The following is a 10,901-nucleotide window of genomic DNA, read 5'->3' as shown; positions in this document are numbered from 1 at the left end:
CGTCCTACACTTCCGTCACGTCTTGTGAATCGCTTCACAGCTTCACGAGACAGCTTGTGAAGACTTTCACAAGCTCGGCGACAAGCGTTCGCGCTGGTCGGGGCCCGAAAGGGCGGGGAATGGCATGGCTTGTTAGGCGTGCCTAACCGCCAGGGGTGTGAGCAAGACCCCTTAGGGTGCCGACGAGGGCGATCGATGCGCGGGGAAAGGACGGCGTTGTCAATGGTCGACGGCGTGAGCGTGCTGGCACAGAGCGGTGGTTCGGAACTCGGCTCGTACCTTCCGTTGGTGTTCCTGCTCGCACTGGGAGCGCTGTTCGCGGGGGTCTCGGCCACGCTCGGCGCACTGGTCGGGCCCAAGCGGTTCAACCGGGCGAAGCTCGAGGCGTACGAGTGCGGCATCGAACCGTCACCGCAGCCGGTTGTCGGCGGCGGCCGCGTTCCGGTCGCCTATTACCTGACCGCGATGCTGTTCATCCTGTTCGACATCGAGATGGTCTTCCTCTACCCGTTCGCGGTCACCGCGGACGCTCTGGGTGCGTTCGGCCTGGTGGAGATCGTCCTGTTCATCGCGACCGTCGGCTTCGCCTACGCGTATGTCTGGCGCCGCGGCGGACTGGACTGGAACTAGAGGGGCAAGCATGGGAATCGAAGAGAAGCTCCTCCCCAACGGAGTCATGCTGGCCGGCTTGGAAAAGCTGGTGAACTGGGCACGGAAGAACTCCGTGTGGCCCGCCACGTTCGGTCTTGCCTGTTGCGCGATCGAGATGATGACCGTCGGTGGCGCCCGCTACGACTACGCCCGGTTCGGCATGGAGCGCTTCAGCGCCAGCCCTAGGCAGGCCGACCTGATGATCGTGGCCGGCCGGGTCACCAACAAGATGGCCCCGGTCCTGCGCCAGATCTACGACCAGATGCCCGAGCCCAAGTGGGTCATCGCGATGGGTGTCTGCGCCTCGTCCGGTGGCATGTTCAACAACTACGCGGTGGTGCAGGGTGTCGACCACGTCGTCCCGGTCGACATCTACCTGCCTGGTTGCCCGCCGCGCCCGGAGATGCTGCTCGACGCGATCCTCAAGCTGCACCAGCGGATCTCCGAGGAGCCGCTGGGTGCCCGCCGGGCCGCGAAGCTGGCCGAGCAGGGCTTCCAGCCTGCCGAGCTGATCCCGTCCTCCGAGCGCTACGCCAAGAAGAAGGGCTGAGCGGTGACTACCCCAGGCGACGAGCAGTCGAGCGCTGAACGGCCGGAGCCCGGCCTCGAAGCCCGTGACACGGCCCCGAAACCCGGTGTGGTCGCGGGCAAGTCCCGCAAGGGCATGTTCGGTGTCTCCGACTCCGGTGACACCTCTGGCTTCGGCGGCCTGCGGCTGCCCGCGTACAGCCCGCCTCCGGCCGAGCGCCCTTACGGCGGCTGGTTCGACGAGGTCACCGACGAGATGATGGCGGCGTTCTCCCGCCGCAACGTCCCGGCCGAAGCGCTCCTGCAGGTCACAGTCGACCGCGGCGAGATCACGTACTACGTCGCCCGTGAACACCTGCTGAAGATCTGCCGGATCCTGCGTGACGAGCCCGCGCTGCGCTTCGAGCTGTGCAGTTCGGTCTCCGGCGTCGACTACGGCGTCGACGTGCCGCAGCGGCTGCATTCGGTCTACCACCTGACATCGATGACGTATCGGCGCCGGATCCGCCTCGAGGTCGCGCTGGATGTCGAGGACCCGCACGTGCCGAGCGTCGTCGAGGTCTACCCGACGGCCGACTGGCAGGAGCGCGAAGCCTGGGACATGTTCGGGATCGTCTACGACGGCCACCCGGCGCTGACCCGGATCCTCATGCCGGACGACTGGGACGGCCACCCGCAGCGCAAGGACTACCCGCTCGGCGGCATCCCGGTTGAGTACAAGGGCGCGGAGATCCCACCGCCCGACCAGCGGAGGTCTTACTCGTGACCACTAACCCGACTGACGCCACCACACCCGACGCGAGCGCCGCCACCGGCGACCCGTACGCCGCCGAACCGAGGCAGACCACCGAGGGACCGGTCTACACGCTGACCGGTGGCGACTGGGACCAGGTGCTCGAGGACGCCACGCACGACGAGCGCATGGTGATCAACCTGGGCCCGCAGCACCCGTCCACGCACGGCGTGCTCCGCCTGGTGATCGAGATCGAGGGCGAGACCGTCACCCAGGCCCGTGCGGTGATCGGCTACCTGCACACCGGGATCGAGAAGAACTGCGAGTACCGGACGTGGACGCAGGGCGTCACGTTCATCACGCGCACTGACTACCTGGCTCCGCTGTCGCACGAAGCCGCGTACTGCATGGGTGTCGAGAAGCTGCTGGGCATCGAGGCTCCGCGCCGCGCGCAGCTGATCCGCCAGCTGCTGCTGGAGATCAACCGGATCTCGTCGCACTTCGTGTACCTGGCCACCGGCGGTATGGAGCTCGGCTCCACGACCGCTGCCGCGCTTGGCTTCCGTGAGCGCGAGGTGCTGCTGCACACGCTGGAGTACATCACCGGCCTGCGGATGAACCACGCGTTCATCCGTCCTGGCGGTGTGGCTCAGGACCTTCCGGAGGACTGGAAGGACTACCTGACCAAGTTCGTCAAGACGATGGAAGAGCGCATCGCCATGTACCACAAGCTGTTCACTGGACAGCCTGTGTGGCGCAACCGCTTGAAGAACGTCGGCTACCTGCCGCTGGACGGCTGCCTGGCGCTCGGTATCACCGGCCCGGTGCTGCGGTCCGCGGGTCTGGCGTGGGACCAGCGCAAGATCGAGCCGTACCTGGCGTACGACGAGGTCGACTTCGAGGTCCCGACGTCCACCGACGCCGACTGCTGGGCGCGTTATCTCATCCGCATGGAGGAGATGTCCCAGTCGCTCAAGATCATCAAGCAGACGATGAAGCTGCTCGAGCCGGGCCCGGTCATGGTCGAGGACAAGAAGGTCGCGTGGCCCGCGCAGCTGACCATCGGCCCGGACGGGATGGGCAACTCGCTCGAGCACGTCCGCAAGATCATGGGCCAGTCGATGGAGTCGCTGATCCACCACTTCAAGCTGGTCACCGAGGGCTTCCAGGTGCCCGCGGGCCAGGTGTACCAGCCGATCGAGTCGCCGCGCGGCGAGCTCGGCTACCACCTGGTCTCCGACGGCGGCACCAGGCCGCTGCGCGTGCACGCCCGCGAACCAAGCTTCGTGAACCTGCAGGCAATGCCCGCCATGGCCGAGGGCGGGCTGATCGCGGACCTGATCGCCGCGGTCGCTTCGATCGATCCAGTCATGGGCGGTGTGGACCGATGACCACTTCTGGACCTGGGCAGACCTACGGCGGTTCCACCGTCGGCAGCGAGCCCACCTTCCAGTCGACTGTGGACGACTCGCGGGAAGCGGCGGTCGCGTCCGTGCTTCCTGAGGCGGAGACGGAGAAGCTGGTCACCGAGATCCGTGAGGACCTGAGCGTCTTCGACGGGATCGTGGACAGGGCGCAGGCGATCATCGCCCGCTACCCGCAGTCCCGCTCGGCGCTGCTGCCCATGCTGCACCTGGTGCAGTCGGTGCAGGGCTACGTCAGCCAGGCCGGGATCCAGTTCTGCGCGACTCAGCTGGAACTCGCGCCTGCCGAGGTCAGCGCGGTGGCGACGTTCTACACGATGTACAAGCGCAAGCCTTGCGGCGAGCACTTGGTCAGCGTGTGCACGAACACCCTGTGCGCTGCGCTCGGTGGCGACAGCATCTACGCCAGGCTGCGTGAGCACCTCGGTGAGCCGGGCAAGCCGCTCGGCCACGAGGAGACCGCTGGTACGCCTGGCGAGCCCGGCTCGATCACGATCGAGCACGCGGAGTGCCTGGCGGCCTGCGACCTCGGGCCTGTGATCCAGGTGAACTACGAGTTCTACGACAACCAGACGCCGGACAAGGCGGTCGAGCTGGTGGATGCCTTGCGGCGCGGCGAGAAGCCCGCACCGACCCGGGGCGCCCCGCTGACCGACTTCAAGGACGTGTCGCTGCAGCTGGCGGGCTTCTTCGAGCGCGAGTCCGATGTGGACGGTCCGTCGCAGGCGACGGAGACGCTCGCGGGCGCGCAGTTGGCGCAGGACCGCGGCTGGACCGCGCCGGCCATGCCGGCGACCGTGGCGTTCCCCGACCTGGAGAAGAAATGAGCACAGTCGACCCGGTGACGCCGGTACTCACCAAGCGCTGGCTGTCTCCCCGCTCCTGGTCCATCCAGACCTACGAGCAGCTGGAGGGCTACACCGCCGTACGCAAGGCTCTTGGCGCCACGCCGGAGCAGATCGTGCAGGTGGTCAAGGACTCCGGCCTTCGCGGCCGCGGTGGTGCGGGCTTCCCGTCCGGCCTGAAGTGGTCCTTCATGCCGCCCAACGAGGACAAGCCGCACTACCTGGTGATCAACGCCGACGAGGGCGAGCCGGGAACCTGCAAGGACATCCCGCTGATGATGGCGGACCCGCACTCGTTGATCGAAGGCTGCATCATCGCGTCCTACGCGATGCGCTCCCACCACTGCTTCATCTACGTGCGCGGTGAGGCCCTGCACTGCATCCGCAGGCTCAACCAGGCCGTCGCGGAGGCCACGGCCGCCGGATACCTCGGCACGAACATCCTCGGCTCCGGCTACGACCTCGAGATCACGGTGCACGCCGGTGCGGGCGCGTACATCTGCGGCGAGGAAACGGCTCTGCTCGACTCGCTGGAGGGCCGCCGTGGCCAGCCTCGCCTAAAGCCGCCCTTCCCGGCGGCGGCAGGGCTTTACGCCGCTCCCACCACAGTGAACAACGTCGAGACGATCGCGTCGGTTCCCTACATCATCAACGGCGGCTCGGACTGGTTCCGCAAGATGGGCACCGAGAAGTCGCCCGGCCCGAAGATCTACTCGATCTCCGGGCACGTGGAGAAGCCGGGCCAGTACGAGGCCCCGCTGGGCACCACCCTTCGCCAGCTGCTGGAGATGGCAGGCGGCATGAAGGACGGCATCCCGCTGAAGTTCTGGACCCCTGGCGGATCCTCCACTCCGATGTTCACCGCGGAGCACATGGACGTCCCGCTGGACTTCGAAGGCGCCGCGGAAGCTGGCTCGATGCTCGGCACCACCGCCGTGCAGGTCTTCAACGAGACGGTTTCCGTGCCGTGGGCCGTGATGAAGTGGACCCAGTTCTACAAGCACGAGTCCTGCGGCAAGTGCACTCCCTGCCGGGAGGGCACGTACTGGCTGACGCAGATCCTCGAGCGGATGGTCGACGGCAACGGCACCGAAGAGGACATCGACACGTTGCTGGACGTCTGCGACAACGTGCTCGGCCGGTCGTTCTGCGCGCTGGGTGACGGTGCCGTCAGCCCGATCCAGAGCGGGATCAAGTACTTCAGGGACGAGTTCCTCGCGCTGTGCCAGAAAAACCGCGAGAAGAACCGCAAGCCTGCACTGGCGGGAGCGAACTGATGACCGTTGCACCCGAGAAGAACGAGCTTGTCGTCCCCGAGGGGCACGTGAAGCTTGTCATCGACGGTATCGAGGTGGTCGCCCCCAAGGGCGAGCTGCTGATCCGGACCGCCGAGCGGATGGGGATCACGATTCCCCGGTTCTGCGACCACCCGCTGCTCGACCCGGCCGGTGCTTGCCGCCAGTGCCTGGTCGAGGTGGAGATGGGCGGCAGGCCGATGCCCAAGCCGCAGGCCTCCTGCACCATCACGGTCGCCGACGGCATGGTGGTCAAGACCCAGCTCACGTCCCCGGTCGCCGACAAGGCGCAGCAGGGCGTGATGGAGCTGCTGCTGATCAACCACCCGCTGGACTGCCCGATCTGCGACAAGGGCGGCGAGTGCCCGCTGCAGAACCAGGCGCTGGCGCACGGCCGCACGGACTCCCGGTTCGTGGACAAGAAGCGGACGTTCCCCAAGCCGATCCCGATCTCGACCCAGGTGCTGCTGGACCGCGAGCGCTGCGTGCTCTGCCAGCGCTGCACCCGGTTCTCCGCGCAGATCGCGGGCGACCCGTTCATCGAGTTGCTCGAGCGTGGCGCGCAGCAGCAGATCGGTATCGCGCAGGAGAAGCCGTTCCAGTCGTACTTCTCCGGCAACACCATCCAGATCTGCCCGGTCGGTGCGCTGACCAGCGCCGCGTACCGGTTCCGGTCGCGGCCGTTCGACCTGGTGTCCACGCCGAGCGTGTGTGAGCACTGCTCCTCCGGCTGTGCCGAGCGCACGGACTGGCGGCGCGGCAAGGTGATGCGCAAGCTCGCCGGCAACGACCCCGAGGTCAACGAGGAGTGGATCTGCGACAAGGGCCGCTTCGCGTTCCGGTACGCCACCGCTCCCAACCGCGTGCTGCGGCCGAAGGTGCGGGACAAGGCGACCGGTGAGCTGAAGGACGCTTCCTGGACCGAGGCCCTGCAGGTCGCGGCCGAGGCACTGAGCAAGGCCCGTGGCAACGCCGGTGTCCTGACCGGTGGCCGGTTGACCGTCGAGGACGCGTACGCGTACTCGAAGTTCGCCCGGGTTGCCTTGGGCACCAACGACATCGACTTCCGCGCCCGGCCGCACTCGGTCGAGGAGCAGGAGTTCCTCGCGTCCACTGTGGTCGGTACGACGCCGGAGACCGGCGTGACGTTCGCCGGGATCGAGACCGCGCCGACCGTGCTGTGCGTGGCGTTCGAGCCCGAGGAGGAAGCGCCGATCGTCTTCCTGCGGCTGCGCAAGGCGGCTCGCCGGGGCAGGACCAAGGTCTTCCACATTGGACAGTGGACGTCCCCCGCGGTCGAGAAGACGTTCGGCACGCTGCTCGCCACGCCGCCCGGCGGTGAGGCAGCCGCGGTGGACGCGCTGGACCAGCACGCGGCGGACGTGACCGAAGGCCTGGGCAAGCCGGGTTCGGTGGTTCTGGTCGGCGAGCGCGCCGCGCAGGTCCCGGGCCTGTTCTCGGCTCTGCTGCGGTTGTCGGCCAAGACCGGCGCCAAGATCGCGTGGATCCCGCGGCGCGCTGGAGAGCGTGGTGCGGTCGAAGTCGGTGCGCTGCCGACGTTGCTGCCCGGCGGCAGGCTCGTCGCCGACGCCGCGGCTCGCGCCGAGGTCGAGCAGGCATGGGGCCTTGAGCCTGGTTCGCTGCCCGAGACCCCGGGCCGCGACACCAGCGGCATCATCGAGGCCGCAGCGAAGGGCGAACTGACTGCGCTGGTCGTCGGCGGCGTCGACCCGTACGACCTGCCGGACCCGGACCGGGCCCTGGAAGCGTTGCAGACAGCTGACTTCGTGCTCAGCCTGGAGCTGCGGGAAAGCGCGGTGACCGCGTTCGCGGACGTCGTACTGCCGGTCGCCCCGTCGGTCGAGAAGGCCGGAACCTTCCTCAACTGGGAAGGCCGCCGCCGCGAGTTCGGCACCACTTTGGACGGAACCGGCGCGCTGCCGGACTGCCGGGTGCTGGACACGCTCGCGGTCGAGATGGACGCCGACCTGTTCACCCAGACGCCGACCGCGGCCGCGGGCGACCTGGCCAGGCTCGGCGAAACGAGCACTGCCAAGGCAACCGCGCCGGACGTCGAGTCGCGCCAGGCGGGCCTGCCGCAGAGCGACGGCCAGGCGCTGCTCGCCACGTGGCGTCAGCTGCTGGACAACGGTTCGCTGCAGGACGAAGAGCCGCACCTGGCCGGGACCGCCCGGCGCGTGGTGGCCCGGCTGTCCGAGCACACGGCCGCGGTCCTCGGTGTCGACAAGGCGGAAACCGTGACGGTCGAAACCGACCGGGGTGCGGTCACCGTGCCGTTCGAGTACGCGGACCTGCCTGACGGCGTGGTGTGGCTGCCAGGAAACTCCGGCGACGTAACGGTTCGCCGCACTCTCGGAGCCGTGCACGGCAGCGCCGTGCACGTCCACCCAGGAGGGACCGCATGACCAGGGCAGAGCTGCTGGCCGACGACCCGATCTGGCTGATCCTGCTGAAGGTGCTGTTCATCTTCCTGTTCGCGCTGCTCACCGCGATGATCACGGTGTGGGCCGAGCGGCGGCTGATCGGCCGGATGCAGAACCGGCCTGGTCCCAACCGGGTCGGTCCGTTCGGTCTGCTGCAGCCGATCGCCGACGCGATCAAGATGCCGTTCAAGGAAGAGATCATTCCGCGCACGGCCGACAAGGTGACCTACCGGATCGCTCCGGTGCTTGCCTTGGCACCGACGATGATCGGCCTCTCGGTGATCCCGTTCGGCGGCCAGGTGTCGATCTTCGGTGAGCAGACCGTGCTGCAGCTGGTCGACCTGCCGGTCGGTGTGCTCGTGGTGCTGGCGGCGTCGTCGGTCGGTGTCTACGGCATCGTGCTCGCGGGTTGGTCATCCGGCACTCCGTACCCGCTGCTCGGTGGTCTGCGTTCGGCCGCGCAGGTGATCTCGTACGAGATCGCGATGGGTCTGTCGATCGTCGCGGTGATCCTGCAGACGCACTCGTTGTCGCTGGGTGACATCGTCGACGGTCAGCACGGCCTGTGGTTCGGGGTGGCGCTGTTCCCGGCGTTCATCATCTACGTGATCTCGATGGTCGGTGAGACCAACCGGGCCCCGTTCGACTTGCCGGAAGGCGAGTCCGAGCTGGTCGCGGGCTTCCACACCGAGTACAGCTCGATGAAGTTCGTGATCTTCTACATCGCCGAGTACATCAACATGATCGTCGTCTCGGCGATGGGCGCGACGCTGTTTCTCGGCGGCTACATGGCCCCGTGGCCGATCTCGCTGATCAACAACAACTACTTCAACACCGGCTGGTGGCCGATGTTGTGGTTCATCGCCAAGGTCGGCCTGGCGCTGTTCTTCTTCATCTGGATCCGCGGCACGCTCCCGCGTTACCGCTACGACCAGTTCATGAAGCTGGGCTGGAAGTTGCTCGTACCGGTGAGCCTGGTGTTCATCGTGGTGCTCACCGTGATCAACGCGTGGGACTCGCTCGGCACCACCGGCATCCTGATCTCCCTTGGCTTTGGCGTGCTGTTGCTGATCGCCCTGGTGATGATGATCCCGGACCGCAGGGACCCGAGGGCGGGCCGCGTGCCGCTGTCCGGCGGTGGCTTCCCGGTGCCGCCGATCGACTTGCAGATTCCGAGCAAACCGAGGCGGACCAAGCAGGCCCGCTCGCGTGCCGGCAGGCGTCAGACCGTCGCGGCTGGCGCAAAGGAGGGCGACGATGGGGTTTCTTGATCCGCTGAAGGGTTTCGGCGTCACCTTCGGGATGATGTTCAAAAAGGTGGCCACCGAGAAGTACCCCGAGGTCAAGAAGGTCACCGCACCTCGGTATCACGGACGGCACCAGCTCAACCGGCACCCGGACGGGCTGGAGAAGTGCGTGGGCTGTGAGCTCTGCGCGTGGGCCTGCCCGGCGGACGCGATCTTCGTCGAAGGTGGCAACAACACCGAGGAAGAGCGTTATTCCCCGGGTGAGCGCTACGGCGCGGACTACCAGATCAACTACCTGCGGTGCATCGGCTGCGGCCTGTGCATCGAGGCGTGCCCGACCCGCTCGCTCACCATGACCAACGAGTACGAGCTGGCCAACGACAACCGCCAGGTACTGATCTTCACCAAGGAAGACCTGCTTGCCCCGCTGCTGCCGGGCATGGAGATGCCGCCGCACCCGATGCGGCTCGGCGACACCGAGCAGGACTACTACGTGAAGGGTCCTGAGCTGGCCAAGCAGGCGGGCTTGGAGGAGCACAAGTGAACGGGATTCTCCTGGCCCAGGCCGCCGAAGTCGCCAAGGTCTCGCAGGGAGAGGCGATCTCGTTCTGGATCCTCGCCCCGCTCGCGCTGGCAGGCGCGCTCGGCATGATCTTCGCCCGCAACGCCGTGCACTCGGCGATGTTCCTGGTGATGACCATGCTGTCGCTCGGCATCATGTACATGATCCAGCAGGCGCCGTTCCTCGGCTTCGTGCAGATCATCGTCTACACCGGCGCGATCATGATGCTGTTCCTGTTCGTGCTGATGCTGGTCGGCCGTGACTCCTCCGACTCGGTTGTCGAAGTCCTTCGCGGGCAACGGGTCTGGGCGGCGATCCTCGGCATCGGACTGGCCGGCCTGCTGGTCTCCGGCGTGGCCGAGGCACTGACCTCGGTCCGGCCGGTCGGGCTGAACGAGCAGAACGCGGGCGGCGGCAACGTCGCCAACATCGGCCGCTCGATCTTCAGCGACTACCTGTTCCCGTTCGAGCTCACCTCGGCGCTGCTGATCACCGCCGCGGTCGGCGCGATGGTGCTGGGCTACACCGGCAAGAAGCGCAACACCCAGCGGGAGCTCGCGGACGCGCGCTTCCGCGGCGAGCACGACCGGCCGAGCCCGCTGCCCGGTCCCGGTGTGTACGCCACGGCCAACTCGGTAGCCGTCCCGGCCCTGCTGCCGGACGGCTCGATCGCGCCGGAATCGGTGTCGGCGATCATCGAGGCCACGGCCTCGCGTGAACTGGCCGCGGACATCGAGACCGTCGCTGGTGCCATCCCGGGCCCGGACGCGCACGCGCTGAAGGCCGCCTCGACAGAGGAGGGTGACAAGTGACCCCCACCTACTACCTGCTGCTCTCGGCGCTGCTGTTCACCATCGGCGCGGTGGGCGTGCTGGTCCGGCGCAACGCGATCGTGGTGTTCATGTGCGTCGAGCTGATGCTCAACGCGGTGAACCTGACCCTGGTGACCTTCTCCAGGATCAACGGTTCGCTGGACGGCCAGGTGATGGCGTTCTTCGTGATGGTCGTCGCCGCAGCCGAGGTCGTTGTCGGCCTGGCGATCATCATGTCCATCTTCCGCACGCGTCGGACCGCGTCCGTCGACGACGCGAACTTGCTGAAGTACTAGAGGGGTAGCAGGTGTCCCAGAATCTCAGCCTTGCCGCCGCCGAGCAGGTGATCCCGGCGAGCGG

At 67.3% G+C, this 10,901-nt stretch carries 11 protein-coding genes; all 11 read left to right on the top strand.

Annotated features, from left to right (window positions below):
* The first annotated feature begins 222 nt into the window (after positions 1-222).
* The 11 genes from B9C43_RS13325 to nuoK are packed head-to-tail and all read left to right on the top strand — an operon-like array spanning position 223 to position 10,837.
* The gene (locus B9C43_RS13325; protein WP_051897227.1) at positions 223-630 is read left to right on the top strand and encodes an NADH-quinone oxidoreductase subunit A; all 408 of its coding nucleotides are present in this window, start codon (positions 223-225) and stop codon (positions 628-630) included.
* Between the two features lie 10 nt (positions 631-640).
* Positions 641-1,201, top strand: a complete 561-nt coding sequence (locus B9C43_RS13320; RefSeq protein ID WP_033390947.1) for a NuoB/complex I 20 kDa subunit family protein — start codon at positions 641-643, stop codon at positions 1,199-1,201.
* 3 nt (positions 1,202-1,204) lie between these two features.
* On the top strand, positions 1,205-1,945 hold the full coding sequence (locus B9C43_RS13315; protein WP_084426473.1) for an NADH-quinone oxidoreductase subunit C: 741 nt from the start codon (positions 1,205-1,207) through the stop codon (positions 1,943-1,945).
* A complete protein-coding gene (locus B9C43_RS13310) occupies positions 1,942-3,303 on the top strand; it encodes an NADH-quinone oxidoreductase subunit D (RefSeq protein WP_084426471.1) in 1,362 nt (453 codons plus the stop codon). Before B9C43_RS13315 ends, B9C43_RS13310 begins: the two co-directional genes overlap by 4 nt.
* Positions 3,300-4,163 (top strand): NADH-quinone oxidoreductase subunit NuoE, encoded by an 864-nt coding sequence (nuoE, locus tag B9C43_RS13305; protein ID WP_033390944.1) that lies wholly within the window; start codon positions 3,300-3,302, stop codon positions 4,161-4,163. The genes B9C43_RS13310 and nuoE overlap by 4 nt, the downstream gene beginning before the upstream one ends.
* A complete protein-coding gene (nuoF, locus tag B9C43_RS13300) occupies positions 4,160-5,458 on the top strand; it encodes an NADH-quinone oxidoreductase subunit NuoF (protein ID WP_084426469.1) in 1,299 nt (432 codons plus the stop codon). The genes nuoE and nuoF overlap by 4 nt, the downstream gene beginning before the upstream one ends.
* A complete protein-coding gene (locus B9C43_RS13295) occupies positions 5,458-7,902 on the top strand; it encodes an NADH-quinone oxidoreductase subunit G (RefSeq protein WP_084426467.1) in 2,445 nt (814 codons plus the stop codon). Before nuoF ends, B9C43_RS13295 begins: the two co-directional genes overlap by 1 nt.
* Positions 7,899-9,191 carry an NADH-quinone oxidoreductase subunit NuoH gene (nuoH, locus tag B9C43_RS13290; RefSeq protein ID WP_084426465.1) on the top strand — a complete coding sequence of 431 codons (1,293 nt, stop codon included), beginning with the start codon at positions 7,899-7,901 and terminating at the stop codon, positions 9,189-9,191. Before B9C43_RS13295 ends, nuoH begins: the two co-directional genes overlap by 4 nt.
* On the top strand, positions 9,178-9,711 hold the full coding sequence (nuoI, locus tag B9C43_RS13285; protein WP_084426463.1) for an NADH-quinone oxidoreductase subunit NuoI: 534 nt from the start codon (positions 9,178-9,180) through the stop codon (positions 9,709-9,711). Before nuoH ends, nuoI begins: the two co-directional genes overlap by 14 nt.
* Positions 9,708-10,541, top strand: a complete 834-nt coding sequence (locus B9C43_RS13280) for an NADH-quinone oxidoreductase subunit J (RefSeq protein WP_143446307.1) — start codon at positions 9,708-9,710, stop codon at positions 10,539-10,541. The genes nuoI and B9C43_RS13280 overlap by 4 nt, the downstream gene beginning before the upstream one ends.
* Positions 10,538-10,837, top strand: coding sequence for an NADH-quinone oxidoreductase subunit NuoK (gene nuoK, locus B9C43_RS13275; protein WP_033390939.1), 300 nt, complete (start codon positions 10,538-10,540; stop codon positions 10,835-10,837). Before B9C43_RS13280 ends, nuoK begins: the two co-directional genes overlap by 4 nt.
* Positions 10,838-10,901 lie beyond the last annotated feature (64 nt).

It is taken from the genome of Kibdelosporangium aridum (assembly GCF_900176515.1).
GTDB classification, from domain to species: Bacteria; Actinomycetota; Actinomycetes; order Mycobacteriales; family Pseudonocardiaceae; genus Kibdelosporangium; species Kibdelosporangium aridum.
The sequence above is the reverse complement of the archived record's forward strand: the minus strand, read 5'-3'. Positions and strand labels throughout refer to the sequence as shown.